Annotated in this window: 18 protein-coding genes and 1 tRNA gene; 10 read left to right on the top strand and 9 right to left on the bottom strand. The window is 63.7% G+C overall.

The genetic code is table 11. From position 1 onward, the window contains the following. Window positions 1-12: 12 nt before the first annotated feature. The 3 genes from XH91_RS10015 to XH91_RS10005 all read right to left on the bottom strand — a co-directional run bounded on the left by XH91_RS10015 (window position 13) and on the right by XH91_RS10005 (window position 2,798). Entirely contained in the window at window positions 13-1,194 is a 1,182-nt protein-coding gene (locus XH91_RS10015; RefSeq protein ID WP_128950445.1) for an MFS transporter, read from the bottom strand. Window positions 1,195-1,221: 27 nt separating this feature from the next. After that, window positions 1,222-1,851 (bottom strand): FMN-dependent NADH-azoreductase, encoded by a 630-nt coding sequence (locus XH91_RS10010; RefSeq protein ID WP_128950444.1) that lies wholly within the window; start codon window positions 1,849-1,851, stop codon window positions 1,222-1,224. A gap of 65 nt (window positions 1,852-1,916) precedes the next feature. Then, the gene (locus tag XH91_RS10005; protein ID WP_128950443.1) at window positions 1,917-2,798 is read right to left on the bottom strand and encodes an alpha/beta fold hydrolase; all 882 of its coding nucleotides are present in this window, start codon (window positions 2,796-2,798) and stop codon (window positions 1,917-1,919) included. Window positions 2,799-2,924: 126 nt separating this feature from the next. Here XH91_RS10005 and XH91_RS10000 point away from each other — a divergent pair, with 126 nt between their 5' ends. Next, window positions 2,925-3,830, top strand: a complete 906-nt coding sequence (locus tag XH91_RS10000; protein ID WP_128950442.1) for a LysR family transcriptional regulator — start codon at window positions 2,925-2,927, stop codon at window positions 3,828-3,830. 252 nt (window positions 3,831-4,082) lie between these two features. Here the strand turns inward: XH91_RS10000 and XH91_RS09995 are convergent. From XH91_RS09995 to XH91_RS09975, 5 genes are all read right to left on the bottom strand, one after another. Further along, window positions 4,083-4,158 (bottom strand) — tRNA-Lys (locus XH91_RS09995). 168 nt (window positions 4,159-4,326) lie between these two features. Further along, on the bottom strand, window positions 4,327-4,899 hold the full coding sequence (locus XH91_RS09990) for a Spy/CpxP family protein refolding chaperone (protein WP_128950441.1): 573 nt from the start codon (window positions 4,897-4,899) through the stop codon (window positions 4,327-4,329). 196 nt (window positions 4,900-5,095) lie between these two features. Then, entirely contained in the window at window positions 5,096-6,097 is a 1,002-nt protein-coding gene (locus XH91_RS09985) for a TRAP transporter substrate-binding protein (protein ID WP_128950440.1), read from the bottom strand. Window positions 6,098-6,318: 221 nt separating this feature from the next. Further along, window positions 6,319-7,881: a 2-isopropylmalate synthase gene (locus tag XH91_RS09980; RefSeq protein ID WP_128950439.1), complete on the bottom strand. Its 1,563-nt coding sequence runs from the start codon at window positions 7,879-7,881 to the stop codon at window positions 6,319-6,321. A gap of 622 nt (window positions 7,882-8,503) precedes the next feature. Next, entirely contained in the window at window positions 8,504-8,815 is a 312-nt protein-coding gene (locus XH91_RS09975) for a hypothetical protein (RefSeq protein WP_128954784.1), read from the bottom strand. A 228-nt stretch (window positions 8,816-9,043) separates the two neighbouring features. Between XH91_RS09975 and XH91_RS09970 the strand changes: the two genes are divergently transcribed. From XH91_RS09970 to XH91_RS09930, 9 genes are all read left to right on the top strand, one after another. After that, the gene (locus XH91_RS09970) at window positions 9,044-10,246 is read left to right on the top strand and encodes an SMP-30/gluconolactonase/LRE family protein (protein ID WP_128950438.1); all 1,203 of its coding nucleotides are present in this window, start codon (window positions 9,044-9,046) and stop codon (window positions 10,244-10,246) included. Between the two features lie 133 nt (window positions 10,247-10,379). After that, window positions 10,380-11,498: a D-alanine--D-alanine ligase family protein gene (locus XH91_RS09965; RefSeq protein WP_128950437.1), complete on the top strand. Its 1,119-nt coding sequence runs from the start codon at window positions 10,380-10,382 to the stop codon at window positions 11,496-11,498. Window positions 11,499-11,538: 40 nt separating this feature from the next. Then, the gene (locus tag XH91_RS09960) at window positions 11,539-12,642 is read left to right on the top strand and encodes an NAD(P)/FAD-dependent oxidoreductase (RefSeq protein WP_128950436.1); all 1,104 of its coding nucleotides are present in this window, start codon (window positions 11,539-11,541) and stop codon (window positions 12,640-12,642) included. Between the two features lie 229 nt (window positions 12,643-12,871). Further along, window positions 12,872-14,116 (top strand): ABC transporter substrate-binding protein, encoded by a 1,245-nt coding sequence (locus XH91_RS09955; RefSeq protein ID WP_128950435.1) that lies wholly within the window; start codon window positions 12,872-12,874, stop codon window positions 14,114-14,116. A 109-nt stretch (window positions 14,117-14,225) separates the two neighbouring features. Continuing rightward, window positions 14,226-15,101, top strand: coding sequence for a branched-chain amino acid ABC transporter permease (locus tag XH91_RS09950; RefSeq protein WP_128950434.1), 876 nt, complete (start codon window positions 14,226-14,228; stop codon window positions 15,099-15,101). Window position 15,102: 1 nt separating this feature from the next. Then, window positions 15,103-16,029, top strand: coding sequence for a branched-chain amino acid ABC transporter permease (locus XH91_RS09945; RefSeq protein ID WP_128950433.1), 927 nt, complete (start codon window positions 15,103-15,105; stop codon window positions 16,027-16,029). Further along, a complete protein-coding gene (locus XH91_RS09940) occupies window positions 16,029-17,510 on the top strand; it encodes an ATP-binding cassette domain-containing protein (protein ID WP_128950432.1) in 1,482 nt (493 codons plus the stop codon). Before XH91_RS09945 ends, XH91_RS09940 begins: the two co-directional genes overlap by 1 nt. A gap of 37 nt (window positions 17,511-17,547) precedes the next feature. Further along, entirely contained in the window at window positions 17,548-18,786 is a 1,239-nt protein-coding gene (locus XH91_RS09935; RefSeq protein ID WP_128950431.1) for an ABC transporter substrate-binding protein, read from the top strand. Window positions 18,787-18,946: 160 nt separating this feature from the next. After that, a complete protein-coding gene (locus tag XH91_RS09930) occupies window positions 18,947-19,849 on the top strand; it encodes an SMP-30/gluconolactonase/LRE family protein (RefSeq protein ID WP_128950430.1) in 903 nt (300 codons plus the stop codon). Window positions 19,850-19,859: 10 nt separating this feature from the next. Here XH91_RS09930 and XH91_RS09925 read toward each other — a convergent pair whose 3' ends face one another. Then, window positions 19,860-21,158: an MSMEG_0569 family flavin-dependent oxidoreductase gene (locus tag XH91_RS09925; RefSeq protein ID WP_128950429.1), complete on the bottom strand. Its 1,299-nt coding sequence runs from the start codon at window positions 21,156-21,158 to the stop codon at window positions 19,860-19,862. Window position 21,159 lies beyond the last annotated feature (1 nt).

Here is a 21,159-nt window from a genome sequence, read left to right as displayed (position 1 = left end):
GACGATGTGGATTTAGGTCGAGGGGGAAAGCTCGATTGAGCGCGAGACACTTGCGGCAGCGATGCGGATTGTGGCGAGCTCGGCCACGATCAGTGCGATGATCGCCAACCCAGCTCCTATGATTCCGAGGTTGTGCGCGCCGAGGACTTGGATTCCTGCAGCACCGACAATACCGGCTGCGGAGATGCCGAAGAATGAGCCTGCCGTGTTGAGGCCCAACAGTACCGGCGCGATCGACGGCGCGAGACTCACCAGCCGATGCTGCTGCGGCACCAACAGCCCCCAACCGGCGGCGCCCCAGACCACAATCGCGGGCACAGCGGTCCAAAGCTCTCTACTGGTCCACGGCATCAGCGCACTGTCGATCGCCAGCACGGTCAACATCGTCAGGATCACCTTGCGTGCGCCGATCCGGTCGATCAGGCGTCCGGAGGCGAGGTTCGCGAAGGTGCCGGCCGCGCCCCAGAGCACGAGCAGTGCGCCCAGCATCACGGCGTTTCCGCCAATCGCGCGGTCGAAAGCGACGGCGAAGTAGGTGTAGACGGTGAATATTCCGGTGAGGCCAAGAAAGGTCGTCGCGAGCGTCAATCCGACGCGCGCGTCGGCGAGCGGCGCGAGGCGCTTGTTCAAGGAGACCGCCGTCGGCAACGGCACGTCGGTCAAGAAGACCCAGACGCCGAGGCCGGCAACGGTGCCGAGAGCGGCCACGAAGGCCATGGTCCAGCGCCAATCGCCAAGGCCGCCGATGACGGCCCCGGTCGGCGAGCCGAGCGCGGTGGACAGAGTGAGCCCGGCGACGACGACGGAAAGAGCAAAGCCTCGCCGCTCGGCGGGAACGAGCATGGCGGCCGATCCAGTGGCCGTCGGCGAGAACATTGCCGCGCCCAGGCCAGCGAAAGCGCGGGCCAACAGTGCGATCCCGAAACTCGGGGCGACCGCAGTCGCCAGGTTGGCGAGCACGAAGATCGCGGCGCCGGCAAGAAGCAGGCTCTTGCGCGGGACACTCGCTGCGATCGCGGCAATGGTCGGCGAGAGCAGGGCGAAGGCGACCGAATACACGGTTGTCATTTGGCCAGCGGCTCCGATGCTCACATCGAAATCACGCGAGATTTCCGGCAGCACGCCGGCGACGACATAGCTGTCGGTGCCGAGCGCAAACATTCCGATGGCCAATACCAGGAGGCGGCGGTCCATGATCATTCTCCTCGATTTTCGATTCTGTCAGGCGCGAGCCGCGAAGAACTGGGCCACCGCTGCTGCGGCATCGAAGCTCCCCTCGGGATCGGGGTTGAGAAGTGTTGGCTGGAAGCGGATCTCTTCGATGTCAGTGACGCCGGCCTGGTTCAGCCAGTCCCGCAGATAGGTTGAGTGGTGATCGACACCGAAAGCCGGCGATGGCATCGACGGGCCGAAGGCGCCGCTCGTCAGCGCCAGCACCGCTTTCTTGTTCTTCAGCAGTCCGAAGTAACCCGTCTGGGGATCCAGGCCCCACAGCAGCCCTGGTTGATGAATCACGTCGATATACTGCTTGAGACGATAGGGAATCCCGCCGTTCCACATCGGCGCCGCGATCAGATAGCGATCCGCGGAGATGAATCGGTTCGCAACCGCCGTGATCTCGTCCCATGCGGTCTTCTGCCGGCCTTCGTGAGCCTGACCGGCGATGACAGCCATCTTCGCGGCGACCTTGTCACCGTCGAACTCGGGAAGTCTTTCCTGCGCGAGGTCGAGTGTATCGACGACAAGATCGGGAAGCCGGTCGCGTAGCGTGGCGACATAAACGTCGGCAACGGCGCTGCTCTTGGAAGCGGAGCCGCGCGGCGAAGCTTTGATGTACAGCAATTTGCTCATGGTCGTGGTTCTCGGGTTTTAAGGGGATGATCGCGGATGGTCGACGGACGTCGGCACTGGGCCGCTCAGGCGGCAGATGCGGCTTCGGGAACGAAGACAGCCTTGATCTCGGCGGCGACTTGCGGGGCGTTTTCGTCGAGCACGAAGTGCCCGGCGTCGAGCCAGACCAGCTTCGCGTCGGGCAGATCTTTCAGGTAGGCGCGCGCCCCCGGCGGGATGAAAAACGGGTCGTGCTTGCCCCAGACGATCAGCGTCTTCGGCCGGTGCGCGCGGAACGCCGCCTGCCATTCGGGATAGAGCGCGACGTTGGTCTTGTAGTTCTCGAGCAGATCGACCTGATAGTCCTGCGTGCCCGGACGATCGAGCAGCGCCTGGTCGAGAATCCAGTTGTCCGGGTTGATTGCGTTGGGATCGCTAGCCCCGACCAGCCACTGGAATTTGGTGCCTTCCAGGCTGACGAACTCGCGCGCAGCCTTTTCCGTTTCCGGCGTGCGGTTGTCCCAGAGCGGCAGCAGCACCTTTTTCGGCGCATCGCCGACTCCCTCGATGTAGGCGTTGCTGTTCTGGATGATGAAGCCCCTCACCCGTTCGGGGGCTCGCGTGAACAGGCGGAAGCCGATCGGCCCGCCATAGTCCTGCATGTAGAGGACGTACGAGTCGAGCTTCAACACCTCGATCAGGCCAGCGACGTGAGACGCCAGGTTCTCGAAGCTGTAGCTGAAGGCGTCCCGCGACGGCGCGTCCGAATGGCCGAAGCCGACGTAATCAGGCGCGACCAGATGGAAGCGGTCCGAGAGCAGCGGCATCAGGTCGCGAAACATCTGGCTGCTGGTCGGCAGGCCATGGAGCAGCAGGATGGTCGGGGCGGAAGGGTCGCCGGCCTCGCGGTAAAAGATCTTGCGACCGTTCACGGTTGCGTTGCGGTAATGGGTGCGGGTTGTGGTCATCGGTCTCTCCTCGGCAGTTCGGACGTCGCGGGTCGTGCGCAGTTGCCGTTTCTTGGTTTATGCCTTCCAAAAAATCGCGGGAGAGGATAAATTCGGGAGAAGACCTCTCGTTTTTTGGAAGGGCCATTGGATCGCCTGGAAGCCATGTCGGTGCTGCTGGCAGCAGCGGAGAGCGGTAGCCTCTCGAAGGCGAGCCGAGATCTCCGGCTTCCGCTGGCGACCGTCAGTCGCAAGGTCGCGGAGCTTGAGGCATACCTGAACGCAACCCTGCTGATCCGATCCGCAAAGGGGCTGGAGTTGACGCCAGCCGGCCGTTCCTATGTCACGGCCGCGAAGGCGATCCTGGAGCAAGTGACCGAAGCGGAGCGCGCCGCCGCGGGCGAATACACCGAGCCGAAAGGAGACCTGGTGGTCACCGCGCCGATCATGTTCGGACGGTTGCATGTGCTGCCGGTAGTGACGCGCTTCCTCGCCGCGTACCCCGACGTTTCCGTTGGACTGGTCATGACCGATCGAGTCGCGCACTTCCTGGATGATCAGGTCGATGTCGCGCTGCGGATCGGCCCCCTTCCGGATTCGAGCCTGATCGCGACGCGTTTGGGTACGGTGCGGCACGTGATTTGCGCAAGTCCCGACTATCTCGCTGCGAACGGTACCCCGTCGACGCCCGACGATCTCGTTCGGCACAGCGTGATTTCGTTTCAGAGCGTGTCCGTATTGAGCACCTGGATCTTCGAATCCGAAGGCGCCGAGATCACTGCCTCGTTCCGCTCACGCCTCAGCGTGAACACGATTGATGCGGCAATCGACGCGGGGCTCTCGGGGGCGGGACTGGTCCGCGTGGTGTCCTACCAGATCGTCGACCACGTCCGCAGCGGCCGGTTGAAGCTCGTCCTCGAATCCTTCGAGCCTGCGCCACGCCCCGTGCATCTCGTCTACGACACGCAGAGCCGGTTGCCCCTGAAGCTGCGCGCCTTCGTCGATTTCGTGGTCCCACGCATGCGCGAGCGATTGATGGACGCAGCCATTTAGTAGAACCGCGCGGAATATGCAATTCATGCCCGGCGTCTTTTGCTCGCCGAAATATCCCTATTCCACGACGAGCACGTCATCGACCCGTACCACCGGATCTGCGCGCGCGATTGAATGGGGTGAAGATAAAGAAACTATGGAAAGAGCATAGCAATCCCGCCCTGCGACGTCCGACCACAACAAGCGTCGCATCAGACGCGCTTTATTCTGCACGCGGAATTTAAAAGGCCCCGCGTCGGCAGGGCCTTGAAATGGTGGGCGCACCAGGGCTCGAACCTGGGACCCGCTGATTAAGAGTCAGCTGCTCTACCAACTGAGCTATGCGCCCGAAAGGCGGTCAATGCCTTGCGAGGCCGGTCGTTTAGCAAAGCGATCCGGGTCTGGCAAGCGATGTGACGCATGTTTTCCAAGGTTCTTCCACGGCCCCCCGAAATGCGAAAAGCCGCTGGATTCCAGCGGCTTCGCAGAGGTTAATCCCCGGGAAATCCCGGTGCGCTCAGAGCCGGCCTTCCCGGTCGGCGCCGTCGTCCCGATCGCCACCGCGCATGTGGTCCATCATGCGGCCCATGCCCCGCTCCATGAAGTGATGAGGCGGGCCGTCTTCGCCGCCGCCGAACGGGCCGCGGTGGCGGGTCAGCAGGGCAAGACGCCGCTTCTGGCCGTCGTCGAGGGTCTTGTAGAGCGGATCGGCGGCATCGGCGATCTTCTTCAGGGCCGCCGAGCTCGCGCCCATGTCGTCGGCGCGCTGTCGCAGGCGGGCGACCGGATCGTCCGGCTTGTCGGCGTCACCAGGTCCGGGGTTCATCCGTGCATTGGCACGGTCGATGCGCAACTTGGCGAAGTCGCGCACGGCGGCCTCGACCGGCGGCCACAGCTTCTCCTGATCGGCGTTGAGCTTCAGCCCGGCATGAACGGCAGCGATCCGCGCATCGACCAAGGCGGCGCGATCTTCCGGGTTCAATCGCATGTGATGGAAGTGCTCCATCCACGGGCGATGAAATTGGGCATAGACCGCGCCCGAGCCGGCGATGCTGAGCACGGCGATGGCGGCGATGGTGAACTTCCTCATCCGAACCTCCTCTGGAAGGATGCCTTGAAGATGAGCGTCGCGAAGCCCGTGCGCAACTTACAACTTGGACAGGGAGGTCCATGTTACGAAGATGTAACTCCTTGATCTGGATCAAATCGCGAGCTGGACATCATTTGCAACAAAGGGCTTCCGCGTTGCAGCACGGAAGCCCTTCAATCGTCATGCCTCGTCGAGACTAGTTCGTCGTGCTTTTGGCTTCCTTCTGGAATTCGTCGATCAGCGGCTGGCCGACGCGGCTCGCGGCGTCCTTGTAGACCGGCTCCATTGCCTTGCGCATCGCCTCGTCCTGCTCGGGTGTGAGCTTGATGATCTCGCTCTTGCCGCTCTTCTTGATCTCGGCGAGCGCGTCGTCGTTTTCCTTCTGCGACTGCGCATTGTTGAAATCCGTCGCTTCCTTCATCGCCTTCGAGAGCTGGTCGCGGATGTCGGAGGGCAGATCGTCCCAGAACTTCTTGTTCACGATCACGACGTAACCGATGTAGCCGTGATTGGTCTCGGTGATGTACTTCTGCACCTCGTGCATCTTCTGGGTATAGATGTTCGACCAGGTGTTCTCCTGGCCGTCGACCACGCCGGTCTGCAGCGCCTGGTAGACTTCCGAGAACGCCATCACCTGCGGCAGCGAGCCGAGCGCCTTGAACTGCGCCTGCAGCACGCGCGAGGACTGGATGCGGAACTTGACGCCTTGATAGTCGGCAGGGGTCACCAGCTTCTTGTTGGCGCTCATCTGCTTGAAGCCGTTATCCCAGTAGGCAAGGCCGGTGATGCCCTTCGGCTCGAGCAGCTTGAGCAGCCGCGCCCCTAACGGGCCTTCCGTCACCTTCCGCAGCGTCTTCAGATCGGGAAGGATATAGGGCAGATCGAACACCTCGAACTCGCGGATGCCGAGCGGGCCGAACTTGGAGTTGGACGGCGCCAGCATCTGCACGCTGCCGAGCTGCAGTGCCTCGAGCTCTTCCTTGTCCTTGTACAGCGTCGAGTTCGGATAGACCTCGACCTTCACCTTGCCGTTCGTGTACTTCTCGGCGAGCTCCTTGAATTTCTCCGACGCCTTGCCCTTCGGCGTGTCGGTCGCGACGACGTGGCTGAACTTGATGATGATCGGGTCGGCGCTGGCTGAGCCGGCAAGGCCTAGTGCCAGCGCGGCGACGGACGCCGCGATCGCGAAGGTGCGCATAATCTCTCCCTGTCGTTATTTGGGCCGCCCGCGCGCGGACGGCGATCTTGAGCCGACAGCTTCAATAGCGGCTCGCGCATTGAGCCGCTATCGCCCGTGAGCAGAGCAGCCATTCATGATGAATAAGTGCCGTCATTCCGGGGCTCGCGCAGCGAGAACCCGGAATCTCGAGATTCCGTGTTCGCCTCTGCGAGGCGCCCCGGAATGACAAGCTTCGCTCGTCAGCTCGCCGCGGCCGTCGTCAGGCTGTCGCGCTGGCGCTTCATGACGATCTTGTTGAGGGCGCCGAGATAGGCCTTGGCGGATGCCACCAGCGTATCCGGATCCGCCGCGCGGGCCGTCATCGAACGTCCCTCCTGCGACAGCCGCACGGAGACCTCGGCTTGGGCATCGGTGCCTTCGGTCACCGCGTGGACCTGATACAGCTCGAGCTTGGCCTCGTGGGGCACCAGGCGCTTGATGCAGTTGAACACCGCGTCGACAGGACCGTTGCCCTCGGCCTCCTCGATCTTGATCTGGCCGTCGACGTCGAGTTTCATGGTCGCGCGCTGCGGGCCATGGGTGCCGGCGATCACGGTCAGCGAGGTCAGCTTGATGCGGTCGTGCGAGGCCGCCATCTCCTCGTCGACCAGCGCCTCGATGTCCTCGTCGTAGATGTCCTTCTTGCGGTCGGCGAGCGCCTTCATCCGCGTGAACGCATCTTCCAGCTGGTTCGGGCCGAGCTTGTAGCCCATCTCTTCCAGCTTGTGCACGAAGGCATGGCGGCCGGAGTGCTTGCCCAGCACCAGCGAAGACTGCTTCAGGCCGACCATCTCGGGCCGCATGATCTCGTAGGTCGAGGCATCCTTCAGCACGCCGTCCTGGTGGATGCCGCTCTCATGCGCGAACGCGTTCCGGCCGACGATGGCCTTGTTATACTGCACCGGGAACGAGGTTGCCGCCGACACCACTTTCGAGGCGCGGGTCAGCTGCGTGGTGTCGATCTTGTTCCAGTAGGGGAATTTGTCGTTGCGGACGTTGATCGCCATCACGATCTCTTCGAGCGCCGCGTTGCCGGCGCGCTCGCCGATGCCGTTGATGGTGCACTCGACCTGGCGCGCGCCGCCGACGACGCCGGCCAGCGAGTTCGCCACGGCCATGCCGAGGTCGTTATGGCAATGCACCGAGAACACCGCCTTGTCGGAGTTCGGCACCCGCTCGATCAGGGTCTTCATGAAGTGGGTATATTCCTCCGGCACCGTGTAGCCGACGGTGTCGGGGATGTTCACCGTGGTGGCGCCGGCCTTGATCACGGCCTCGACGATGCGGCACAGATAGTCCATCTCGCTGCGGGTGCCGTCCTCGGCCGACCATTCGACATCGTCGATCTGGTTGCGGGCGCGCGCGACCATCGCGACCGAGGTCTCGATCACCTGCTCCGGCGTCTTGTTCAGCTTCACCCGCATATGCAGCGGCGAGGTCGCGATCACGGTGTGGACGCGGCCGCGCTTTGCGAACTTCACTGCTTCGGCGCAGCGGTCGATGTCGGCGGGATGGGCCCGGGCCAGCCCGGCGATGACGGCATTCTTGGAGCGGCGGGCGATCTCGCTCACCGCCTGGAAGTCGCCTTCAGAGGTGATCGGGAAGCCGGCCTCGATGACGTCGACGCCCATATCGTCCAGCAACTCGGCGACCTCGAGCTTCTCCTCGAAGGTCATGGTGGCGCCGGGGCACTGCTCGCCGTCGCGCAGCGTGGTGTCGAAAATGATGACGCGGTCCTTGTCGGACTTGTTCACGGGGGCCATTGCAAAATTTCCTTTTGAGCTTTCGCGCCGTCAGTCCTGCTGGGCGCTTGAGGTGTCCGGTGATCTCGACCAACCCCTGAGTGCCCAGGCGCGCAGCGCCCAGCCGGCCCTCAGGGGCAGCTAAGAAGAAGCCCGCCAAGAAGCAGGGTGGGCAGCGCGGCCGGGATCGTGGCGGCGGCCAGAGCCACCTCCCCCAAAATCCCATCGATTTGGCCGCGAATCAGCATTGCCAGACCCTTTTGAGCCCCAAATCCTCGGTCAAAACCGTTGACGGTTGGTTGCCGGGAGGCTCGGTGCGTCGTTTCTAGACGAGAAATGGCAGCAACTGCAACGCCAAAAGATGGTCAGGGGGGCTGACCCGATCAAGAATGGCTCCCTATCGGCCCGCTGTCCTGAGGTGCGAAGCAACGCATGCAAAGCCGCGAAGGATGTACGGCCACGATGCAGCCGGGCCGTCGCACGGTCATGGAGCCAAGCGCCCTCTCCACGTCGTCGATCCGAATTTCGGTAAAGTGGAATATTTTGAAGCGCACCGATTGACCAAGCGCTTGCGTGTTTTGCCCTGTCGGCAACGCGAGTTCTTGTAGCCGGATGAGCGGAGCAGAATGCTGGGGCGTCTAGCCTACCCCACCCGGCGCGCGCGGGCCCTGGTCTCCCAGCGATCCAGCATCTGTCCAAGCCGACCAAGCTCGCCGGTGGCCGCACCCGCGATCTGATTGGTGGCGGTCACTTCGTTGGTGTTGGCAGGCGCATTGGCGTTCAGCCAATCCGGCTGCGCGTAGTCGGTCCAACGGCGGGCTTCTGCACGGCGTTTGCGAGACTTCAGATCGCGCACGACATAGCCGGCAGCAAACGCAATCGCGAGCAGTACGATCAGTATGACGACACCCACAACCAACTCCGACCTTGCGCCCCAAACGTTTTTGCGAAGCATCGCGTGCGAGGTCAAGCCTTGACATGACCAAAGCTCGCTTCCTGCGAACTGCAGAAAGCGAATGCATTGTCGCTTGCCCACGCGCGGCCGCAATGCGGCCATGTTTCGACCTCGGCGCATCGCGCAGAGGATGCGAACCTTCCTCTCGCAACCCGCCGCAGACCGGACTAACCTTGCGCTTGCTCGGCCGGATCAACCGGTCAGCCAAGATGACCCGGGAGGACGCAAATGACACGCCAACAGACGCGTGAGCAGGATGCTGCGCTTTCACGACGAACGCTGGTTCAGGGCTTTGCGATCGGTGCCGCGGCCACGATGGCCGGAACGGGCACGGCACTGGCCCAGACCGGCCCTGCCGCCCCACCGACGACGATCACCACACCGCCGCGCGACTTCAGCCCCCGCGGCGCGCCGACCACCTATTTCTGGGACCCCGACATCATCGCCGTCGATCCGTCCTTCAACGATCTCGCGCAGCCCAACACCGCGATCAGGCGGCTTTACACCGGCGTGTTGTGGGCGGAAGGCCCGGCGTGGAGTGCGCAAGGCCGCTATCTGTTGTGGAGCGACATTCCAAACAACCGGCAGATGCGCTGGAGCGAGGATGACGGTCATGTCAGCGTATTTCGCATGCCGTCGAATTACAGCAACGGCAATTCGTTCGATTTCCAGGGCCGCCAGCTCTCCTGCGAGCATCTCACCCGCCGGGTGACGCGCTACGAGAACGACGGCACCGCAACGATCCTCTGCGACAACTATAACGGCAAGAAGCTGAACTCGCCGAACGATGTCGTCGCCCATCCCGACGGCAGCTACTGGTTCACCGATCCGCCCTATGGCGGCCAGCTCTACGAGGGCGAGCCCGACTCGGGCGGCAAGCTCAATCCCAGGATCGGCCAGCCGGCGGACTTCATGCCGAAGAAGCGCGAGCTGCCGACCAACTGTTATCGCATCGACCCCTCAGGCCGCGTCGATCTCGTCGTCACCGAAGATCAGGTGCCCGATCCGAACGGCCTGTGCTTCTCGCCCGATTACAAGAAGCTCTACGTCGTCTCGACCGGCAAGGGCCCCGGCGACACCGGCCCCGGCGGCAAGGGCGAAGTCTTCGTGTTCGATGTCGGCAGCGACAACAAGCTATCGAACCAGAAGAGGTTCAGCGACTTCATGATTGACGGCGTGAAGTGCGGGCCGGACGGCGTGCGCTGCGACGTCAATGGCAATGTCTGGGCCTCCAGCAATGCCGGTCGCGCAGTCGGCTACAACGGCGCGACGGTGTGGTCACCGGAGGGCAAGCTGCTCGGCCGCATTCGCCTGCCCGAAGTCTGCGGCAACATCACCTTCGGCGGCCCCAAGCGCAACCGCCTGTTCATGGCCGCGAGCCAGTCGCTCTACGCGGTGTACACGGCAACGCAAGGCGCGGGGCCCGGCTGAGCCGGTGTGAGCTGAATTGCTATGGGGCGCCGGCGTTCCCGCCGGCGCCGCCTCGTTTTGAATGTTCTTCATCGACGTGTGAAGATGGATGCAAGAGAGGTGACTTCCCGATACCGCGCGTGATAATTGAGCCATGGCAGAGAAAATTCGCGTCGTTGTTCTCTATGGCGGCAGGTCCGGCGAGCACGAGGTCTCGCTGAAATCCGCCGCCTCCGTGCTTCGGCATCTCGACCGTGCGCGCTTCGAGGTGATCCCTGTTTCCATCGACAAGACCGGCCGGTGGCAATGGAACGATCTGTCGGCGATCGACCCGGCGCAGGCCTCGCTGCCGATCCTGTCCGGTGCGCCCGAGATGCGGCTCGCCAGAGGCACTGACGGACGCGGCGTTCTCATGCCTGTCGTCGAAGGCGCTGGCGGCCCGATCGCGATCGACGTGGTGTTTCCGGTCATGCACGGCCCGCTGTGCGAGGACGGCACCGTGCAGGGCCTGCTGGAGCTCGCCGATATTGCCTATGTCGGATCGGGCGTTCTCGCCTCGGCCGTCAGCATGGACAAGGATGTCGCCAAGCGGCTCGCGCAATTCGCCGGCGTTCCGGTGGCGCCCTATCGCGTGCTGACGCGCAAAGCCTTTGTCACCGATCGCGCTGCGTCTCTCGTGAGCGCCGTCGAGGGCCTAAGCCTGCCCGTGTTCGTCAAGCCGTGCAACATGGGCTCCAGTGTCGGCATCCACAAGGTGAAGACATGGGATGCGCTTGGGCCCGCGCTCGATGACGCGTTTCGCTATGATCTCAAGGTGCTGGTCGAGCAGGGCATCGACGCCCGCGAGATCGAGGTCGCCGTGCTCGAGGGCGAGACGCTGTTTGCGAGCGTTGCCAGCGAGCTCAATCCCAACGCCCAGCACGAATTCTATTCCTACGAGGCCAAATATCTCGATCCTGACGGCGCGCGCGTCGATCTTCCGGCGCGGTTGGACGCGGAACAGATGGCGCGCGTGCGCGCGCTCGCGGTGCAGGTCTTCGCCGCGCTCGAATGCAGCGACCTTGCGCGCGTCGATTTCTTCCTCGACCGGCAAACCGGCGAATTCTGCTTCAACGAGATCAACACCCTGCCCGGCTTCACCTCGATCAGCATGTATCCGAAGATGATGGAAGCCTCGGGCGTGCCGTATGGCGAGCTGCTGACCCGCCTCGTCCATCTGGCGCTCGACCGTTATCGACAACGACATGCGCTGGAACGCCGCTATTCGAGCTAAATTGTCTTCGCAAACGTAGGCGCGGATCGGGGAACAAGCCATGCGCGTTGTGATCTGCGGCGGCGGCGTGATCGGCGCCTGCACTGCTTACTTCCTCCGCCGCCATGGCGTCGACGTCATCGTCGTCGAACGGACCGAGGTAGCGGCCGCGGCCTCCGGCAAGGCCGGCGGCTTTCTGGCGCGCGACTGGTGCGCGGCCACCCCGCTCGATGCCTTGGCGCGACGCAGCTTTGCGCTTCACGCGCAACTGCCCGAGAGGATCGCGGGCGATTGGGGCTATCGCCCGATGACCGCCTATAGCGGCTATGTCGCACCCGACGACGATGCGCGCCGGACTACGCGGTCCAAGCTCGACTGGCTGAGCAATGGTGTCGTCATCACGCAGCGTATCGGCACGGCAGCGACAACGGCCATCGTTCATCCCCGCAAATTCACATCGGGCATGATGAACGCAGCGCTTGCAAACGGTGCCGAGCTTCGATCGGGACGCGTTACCGGCATCGTGCGCGACGCCGATGGCATGAAGGTGAAGGGCGTCGAGGTCGGCGGCGACGTCATCGACGCCGATGCCGTCGTGATCGCGATGGGACCGTGGTCGCTGCTCGCGGCGCAATGGATGAGCCTGCCCGCCGTCTACGGCCAGCGCAGCCCGAGCATCGTGTACGATACGGGAGCAGACGTGCCGGCTGACGCATTGTTCCTGGAGTGCGAGAGCGAAGGCGGCACTGTGTCGATTGAGGTGTTTCCGCGTGCCGACGGCAGCACGCATGTCACCGCGCTCTCCGACATTGCGCCGTTGCCACTCGATCCGGCAGCGGTGACGCCGGACCGCGAAGCAATCGCGCGCCTTCAGATCATGTGCGAGCGGCTGTCACCGCTGTTCCGGCCAGACAGGATCATCGCGCAGCAGGCCTGCTTCCGGCCCGTGACCGAGGATGGCCTGCCGCTGATCGGCCTCATACCGCAGAGCGAAGGTCTCTATGTTGCGACAGGCCACAATGTCTGGGGCATCCTCAATGCGCCCGCGACCGGCGAAGCGCTGGCGCAGCTGATCGCGGATGGGGTCGCACGCGAGGTGAGCCTCGCACCATTCGCCCCTGGCCGGCTCGCGCCGCTCGACCCATCGCTGCTGCAGGCGCGCTAGCATCTTGTCTGTCTTGTGCCGAGTTGCCGACCAGCATGGCTGCGCATGCCCCTCGACGAAATCTGCATGTCTGCGTGCGGAATAACGCTGCGCCTGCCCGATATTTGCGCAGCTAGACTTTAGTCCCCATCGTACACCCCTGAATACAGTTTCACTTGCCGAGGATTCTCTCGCCGGTATAGTCCGGACGTAATAGCTCAAAGAAGCTTGGTTCAAGGGAGAGAACAATATGAATAAGGCACTCTCTGGTGCATTGCGAAGTGCGTTTGGTGCGGCCGCGGCGGGCGCGTTGTTGGCAGCCTCAGGTACGGCCTTTGCGGCCGATCCGATCAAGATTGGCGTCATCGCGGAAGCGCAGGCGATTGCCGGCGCATCGATCCCGCAGGCGGCTCAGCTCGCCGCCGACGAGATCAATGCCGGCGGCGGCGTCGACGGCCGCAAGATCGAGATCATCGGCTACGACAATCACTCCTCCTCGGCCGACTCGGTGCGCGCGTTCCAGCGCGCAGTGAACGAGGACAAGGTCAATATCGTCATCGCCAGCTACATCAGCGAAGTCGTGCTGGCGCTGGAGCCGTGGGCATCGCGGCTCAAGACGCCGTTCGTCACGCCGGGCGCGGCCTCCAACGAGATCAGCAAGAGCGTCCACGCCGAATACGAGAAGAACAAGTACACCTTCCACGGCTACCTGACCTCGGCGGCATTGGCTCTCTCCGTCTGCGACGGCGCCAAGGACCTGCTCGTCGACAAGATGCACATGAAGACGGCGGTCATCATGAGCGAGGACGCCGCCTGGACCAAGCCGCTCGATGTCGGCTACGAGGAATGCCTGCCCAAGATCGGGCTGAAGGTGCTCGACCACATCCGCTTCTCGCCCGACACCACCGACTTCACCCCGATCTTCAACAAGATCGAGGGCGCCAAGCCCGACGTGATCATCACCGGCATCTCCCATGTCGGCGTGCAGCCGACGGTGCAGTGGAAGAACCAGCAGGTGCCGATCCCGATGTTCGGCATCTCCTCGCAGGCCACCAACGAAACCTTCGGCAAGGACACCAACCAGGCCGCCGAAGGCGTGCTCTATCAGGGCGTCTCCGGGCCCGGCGTCGCGGTGACGCCGAAGTCGGTTCCGTTCGCGGAAAACTTCAGGAAGAAGTTCGGCAACTATCCCTCCTATGCCGGCTACACCGCCTATGACGAGGTCTATTACATCGCGGACGCGGTGAAGCGCGGCGGCTCGACCGACGCCGACAAGCTGGTCGACGCGCTGGAGAAGACCGACTGGGAAGGCACGATCGGCCGCGTCCAGTTCTACGGCAAGGACGATCCGTTCACGCACTCGATCAAATACGGCAAGGGCCTGATCACCGGGCTGATGCTGCAATGGCAGGACGGCAAGCAGATCGCGGTCTGGCCCAAGGACGTCGCCAAGGCCGACATCAAGTTCCCGAGCTTCATCAAGCTCAGCAACTGATCGGAATTGCTCCCGGGACCACGTCCCGGGAGCTTCCACTTGCGGCGCTGCACCTTTCCTCAAAGCGGCAGCCTGACTGCCAGCTCATAGAGCGGATTGCCAACCATCAATGCGAGCCTTCCAGATTCTGATCGATGGCTTTGCCATCAGCGCTCTCTACGCTCTCGGTGCCACGGGCTTCACACTGATCTTCGGCGTCTCCGGCGTGCTCAACCTCTCCCACGGCGCCATCATGGTGGCGGCAGCGGTGGCGGCCTGGGCCGCCGCGAGCATTCTGGGCGTCGGCACTTATGCCGGCGCACTTGTCGGCGTCGGCGTCGCCCTCCTCACCGCTTTCCTGACTTACTTCGCCGTCGTGAAGCCGATCCAGGATTCCCGGCGCATCCCGAATGAGGAGAAGGAGATCTTCGTCCTGACGGGAACGCTGCTCTGGGGCATCATGATCCAGGAGCTGATCGCCTATTTCTTCACCAACAACGCCAAGACGGTGCTGCCGATCGTCGAAGGCGTCGTCGACATCCTCGGCGTGCGCACGCCTCAGAACGAGATTTTCACCGCCATCGTGTGCTGCCTCGTCATCGCCCTGTTGTGGCTCTTGGTGAACCGCACCCGCACCGGCAAGGCGGTGCTGGCGGCCTCGATGAACCCGCGCGGCGTGACGCTGCTCGGGCTCGAGCTCACCAACATCTACATCGTGGTCTGGGCCATCTACGGCATCCTCGCCGGCATTGCCGGCGTGCTGCTCGGCATGTTCCTCGGCGTCAGCTCCTACAGCGTGGGGCCGTTGACCGCGAGCGCGTTCTCGATCGTGGTGCTCGGCGGCCTTGGCAGCGTCTCCGGCTCGTTGATCGCGGCCTTCGTGGTCGGTTATCTCGAAACGCTCACGGCCTATCTGGTCTCGCCCGCCTATCGCACCATTCCGGCGCTCTTGTTGCTCGTGTTCGTGATGTACATCCGGCCCCAGGGCCTTCTGGGGAGGCGCTGAGATGGCTGGTTTCTTTACCTCGCGCCTGTTCTTCGTCTCGCTGGCGCTCGTGATCGTCGCGGCGACGCTGCCGCTCTATGTCTCCGGCTATGTGCTCGGCCTTCTCACCGTCGCGTTCTATTTCGGCGTGTTCGCGATGGCCTGGGACCTGCTGTTCGGCTTCGCGGGCGAGGTCAATTTCGGCCCGACCTTCCTGATCGGCGTCGGCGCCTACACCGCCGGCATCCTCAATGCGCAGTTCGGCTGGTCGGTCTATCTCTGCATCGTGCTCGGCGCGCTCGCCTCGGTCGTCGCCGGCCTCGTGCTGGCGCTGCCGGCGCTGCGCGTGCGCGGGCCGTATTTCGGCCTGACCACGCTGGTCGCGGTCTTGATGCTGCAAAACTTCGTCGTCGTGTTTGCGGATCTCACCGGCGGCGAGATCGGCCTCACCATCCCCGACGTCATCACCATCAACGCCGGCGCCAATTACTGGATCGCCCTCGGCTTCATGACGATCTCGGCGGCGATCCTCTACGGCCTGTCGCAATCGCCGGTCGGCCTCGTGCTGCAAGCCAGCGGCCAGGATCCGGTGCAGGCCGGCGCGCTCGGCTTCAACATCGTCAAGCACAAGCTCGCGGCCTTCATCGTCAGCGCGTTCTTCTCGGGGCTGTCGGGCGCGCTGCTGGTGTTCTACTTCGGCACCGCCTCGGTCGGCACCGTCGTCGACGTCGCGGTCGGCGTCAACGTGATCGTCTCGGCCGTGCTCGGCGGAAGGCGCACGGTGCTCGGCGCGGCGCTGGGCGCGATCTTCCTGATCGTCGCCGGCGAATTTTTGCGCCCGACCGGCGAGCTTGCGACCTTCATCGTCTCCGCAGTCGCCCTGCTCGTCGTCCTGTTCTTCCCCGGCGGCTTCTTAGGGGCGGCCCTCTCGCGCGAGGCTCGCTCGTAATGGATCAGAGGCTTTCCAACCGGCCCGTGCTCGAAGTCCGCGGCCTCACCAAACGCTTCGGCGGATTGACCGCGGTGAAGAACCTCGGCTTCGAGGTCAACAGCGGCGAGATCTTTGGCCTGATCGGACCGAACGGCTCGGGCAAGTCCACCGCGATGAAGAGCGTGATGGGCATCGAGCGCCCGACCGCGGGCGACGTGATCTTCGAAGGGGAGAATGTGGCAGGCCTGCCCGCGCACAAGATCGCGCGCAAAGGCTTCGGCATGGTGTTCCAGCACTCGCGGCCGCTGAACCGGCAGACGGTGCTGGAGAACATCATGGTGGCGCTGCTGCCGGACAGCCTGTTCATGCTGTTTCCGGACAAGGCGCTGGTCGAGCGCGCCAAATGGATCGCCGACCGTGTCGGCCTCGGCAGCGTCATGAACCGCCGCCCGCCGACGCTGCCTTTCGCCGATCTGCGTCGGCTCGAGCTCGCCAAGGCGATCGCGCGCGATCCCAAGGTGGTGCTGGTCGACGAGCCCTTTGCTGGATTGACCCGCGCCGAGGTCGACGTGTTCTCCGACCTCATCCGCAGCTTTCGCGATGAGGGCCGCGCGGTGATGCTGGTCGATCACAACGTCAAGAGCGTCGCGGCGCTGGTCGACCGCGTGCTCGCGATGTATCTCGGCGAGGAGATCGTCACCGGCAAGGCCGACGACGTCATGAAGAACGAGACCGTGCGCCGGGTCTATCTCGGCGGCGCGATCGAGACCCATGCGCGGCCAGAGACCAGCTTCAAGGACAAGGTGCCGCTGCTCCAGGTCGAGAATGTCAGCGTGCATTATGGCAAGGCGCAGGCGCTGGAGAACGTCTCGATCCACATCCACGAAGGCGAGTTCGTCTCGATCGTCGGCCTCAACGGCGCCGGCAAGACCACGCTGTTCAACACCATCTCGGGCTTCCTGCCCTACACCGGCGAGATCATCCGCGGCGGCGAGAAGCTGCGTGGCACGAGCCCGGCCAGGATCGCCCGTAGCGGCCTCGTGCAGTGCCCTGAATCGCGAGAGCTGTTCGGCGAGATGACGGTGCGGGAAAACCTCGATCTCGGCGGCCAGCACCTCGACGACGACGCAAGGGCAAAGCAGCTCGCCTGGCTGTTCGAGCTGTTCCCGATCCTGAAAGAGCGCCAGGGCCAGATGGCCCAGACGCTTTCCGGCGGCGAACAGCAGATGCTGGCGATCGGACGCGCCTTGATGATGCAGCCGCAGATCCTGATCCTGGACGAGCCGACGCTGGGCCTTGCTCCCGTCATCCTCGAACTCTTGTCCAAGGCGCTGGAGAAGCTGCGCCAGACCACCTCGATCACCGTACTGCTCGGCGAGCAGAACGTGACCTTCGCATTGCCGCATGCCGACCGCGTCTATGTGCTGGAGCACGCCAGGATCGTCTGGGAGGGCGATCCCGGCCGCTTCGCGAGCGAGGCCGGTGCCGATTTCCTCTAAGTCGCGCGTATCAACAAGAAACGAAAGGGAAACGACCATGCGATCATCGACGGCTCTCGGCTCTGTCCTCGTCACCTCCGCGCTGGCGCTGTGCCTCGCCGCGCCCGCCTACGCGCAGTCGAACGACCCGATCAAGATCGGCGTCGTCGCCGAGGTGCAGTCGATCGCGGGGGCCGCAACGCCGGGCGGCGCACAGATCGCCGCCGACGAGATCAACGCCAAGGGCGGCATCCTCGGCCGCAAGATCGAGATCGTCACCTATGACAACAAGAGCTCCTCGGCCGACTCGGTACGCGCGTTCCAGCGCGCAGTGAGCGAGGACAAGGTCTCGGCCGTGATCGCGAGCTACATCTCCGAAGTCGTGCTGGCGCTCGAGCCCTGGGCGGCACGGCTGAAGATGCCGCTGATCACGCCGGGCGCCGCCTCGAACGAGATCACCAAGGCGATCCACAACGACTACGAGAAGAACAAGTACAGCTTCCACGGCTATCTGACCTCAGCGGCGCAGGCCCAGATCGTCTGCGATGCCGCCAAGGACCTGCTGGTCGACAAGATGCACATGAAGACCGTCGCGATCATGAGCGAGGATGCGGCCTGGACAAAGCCGCTCGACGTCGGCTACGAGGCCTGCCTGCCCAAGGCCGGCCTGAAGGTGGTCGAGCATGTGCGCTTCTCGCCTGACACCACCGACTTCACGCCGATCTTCAACAACATCGAAGCCAAGAAGCCGGACGTGATCGTGACGGGCATCTCCCATGTCGGCGTGCAACCGACGGTGCAGTGGAAGAACCAGCAGGTGCCGATCCCGATGTTCGGCATCAGCGCGCAGGCGCTGAGCCCGACCTTCTGGAAGGACACCAACGGCGCCGCCGACGGCGTGCCGTCGTTCGCGGTGTCAACGGCCGACGTCGCCGTGACCTCGAAGACCAAGCCGTTCGCGGCCGCGTTCAAGGCCAAGTTCGGCTCGCCGCCGGCCTATACCGGCTACACCGCCTACGACGAGGTCTACATGATCACCGATGCGATCAAGCGCGCGGGATCGACCGACCCCGACAAGATGGTCACCGAGCTGGAGAAGACCGACTACGAAGGCACGATCGGCAGGATTCAGTTCTACGGCAAGGACGACGAGTTCACCCACGGCATCAAGTCCGGCCCCGGCTTCGTGACCGGCCTGGTTTTCCAATGGCAGGACGAGAAGCAGGTCGTGGTCTGGCCGGAGAAGATCGCGGAAGGCAAGCTGAAGTTTCCGAACTTCGTGAAGTTGTCGCAGTAACAGGCCCAACGCCGATCACATGCGCGATGCCCGGGCCCCCTCCCGGGCATTTCGTTTTTGGACCCTCAAGGCGAAGCACGCTTGCAAAATTGTCGGGGTCGATCAAAGTAACGAGCGCACGCAGGCCCCCCAAGAATCTGCGGCTCATCAAGGAGGACGCATGCTCCCCTATGTCGCCCACGATCCCCGCTTCGATCGGCTGGTCTTCGGCCATGTCAATCTCGAGAAGCTCACCAACGGCGATTGCCGCTGGGCCGAGGGCCCCGCCTATTTTCCGGCCGGGCGCTACCTCATCTGGTCCGACATCCCGAACAACCGGATGATGCGGTTCGACGAGACCGACGGATCGGTGTCGGTGTTTCGCTCGCCGAGCTTCAATTCCAACGGCAACACCACCGACCGCCAGGGACGGCTCGTCACTTGCGAGCATTTCATGCGGCGCGTCACCCGGACCGAGCATGACGGCTCGATCACGGTATTGGCCGATGCGTTCGAGGGCCACCGGCTGAATTCACCCAACGACGCCGTGGTCAAGTCGGACAATTCGATCTGGTTCTCCGATCCGACCTACGGCATCGACAGCGATTATGAGGGCCAGCAAAGCCCGTCCGAGATCGGCGCCTCCAACGTCTATCGGATCGATGGCGGCTCAGGTGCCATCACGCGCGTCGTGTCCGACCGGGTGCAGCCGAATGGCCTCGCCTTCTCGCCGGACGAGACGAAGCTCTATGTCGCCGACACCGGCGCAACGCATGTGCGCGGGCTGCCTCCGACGATCTGGTCCTATGAGGTCAAGGGACAGAGCCTAGGAGAAGCCGCGCTGTTCGCCACCTGCCCCGACGGGCTCTATGACGGTTTCCGCGTCGACATCCACGGCAACGTCTGGACGTCGGCCGGCCGCAGCGTGTTCTGCTACGCGCCTGACGGAGCCCACATCGGCACGATCCCGATCGGCGAGATCGTCGCCAATGTCTGCTTCGGCGGCCCGCGCCGCAACCGCCTCTATATCTGCGGACAAACCTCGCTGTATTCGATCTATCTCAACACGCGGGCGGCGGTTTAGGGCGAGGAGCCTACACGGCTGCGCTCGCTGCATATTGCTCGCGAGCGCCTGCTTGATACGCACCGGAGTCCGATGCGCTCGATCGCTCCTCGATGTGGTTTGCGACGAACTCTGCATCACGCCCGATGCCGACGAACCGGCCCGAGCCCCAGGTGTAGAGCCACGGCAGGCCGACTACATAGGCGCCGTCGACCGAGGTGATGCCCCGCTTGTGGGTAGGATAACCGGTTCCGTCGAACATCGGCAGATCGACCCACGACCAGTCGGACCGAAAGCCGGTCGTCCAGATGATGCTCGTGACGCCGCTCGCGGCGAGATCGAGCTCCGTGGGCACCGCTGTGGGAGACCAGACGGGCTCATAATGAGGCATCACGGGCGCTGCGATCCTGTTCCTTGCAATGTGCTCGTCGATCATGCGGCAGATGCCGTTGTAGACCCTGTCAGCATTGTCAAGATTGACCTGGAGATCATCGCCAAGCTGCAGGCGCGTCCCACGGCCATCCTTGAGGCGACCGTAGAGCTTCATGCCCTCGAGCGCGAATTTGCGCAGATCGATGTCACGGCCGCCATCCCGTCCAGTCAGGTAATGGTTGGCGTTCTTGCGAACGCCCTCTTTCAGCGAATGCTTGTCGACCGGCAGGTCGTACTGGCCGAGATCGTCGAGCCAGTCGACCGCATCGCGGCCGCGGTAGAAGCGCGGGCACCGCGGCGCGCTGCCGACGGCGAGATGCACCTTGCGGCCGGCCAGGTGCAAATCTTCCGCGATCTGGCAGCCTGATTGCCCACTTCCCACCACGAGGATCTCGCCCGCCGGCAGTTGATCCGGATTGCGGTAAGCGGACGAGTGGATCTGCGTGATCGACGGATCGAGCCGGTCGGCAAACGGCAGCACTTTGGGAACGTGATATCCGCTGACGGCCAGCACGACGCTGTCAGCAGCGGTCTCGCCTAGGTTCGTCTCGACCATGAAGCCGCGACTGGATTTGCTGAGGCGTGTGACGGCGACGCCTTCACGGACCGGCGCATCGATGTGCCTGGCAAAATCCTCGATGTAGGAGACGATCTCGTCGCGCAGCATGAAACCGTGCGGATCGCTGCCGGCATAGGGAAATCCCGGAAGCTTGCACTGCCAGTTCGGCGTCACCAGGCAAAAGGCGTCCCACCGCTGCGTCTTCCAGGAATGCGCGATGGTGTTTTTCTCCAGGACGACATGCTCGATGCCACGCGCTTTCAGTTGCGCGCTCATCGCAAGGCCGGCCTGGCCGCCGCCGATCACGACGACCGGATAGTGAGTGTGAAGGTCGGACATG

The sequence above is a fragment of the Bradyrhizobium guangzhouense genome (assembly GCF_004114955.1).
Lineage (GTDB): Bacteria > Pseudomonadota > Alphaproteobacteria > Rhizobiales > Xanthobacteraceae > Bradyrhizobium > Bradyrhizobium guangzhouense.
The sequence above is the reverse complement of the archived record's forward strand: the minus strand, read 5'-3'. Positions and strand labels throughout refer to the sequence as shown.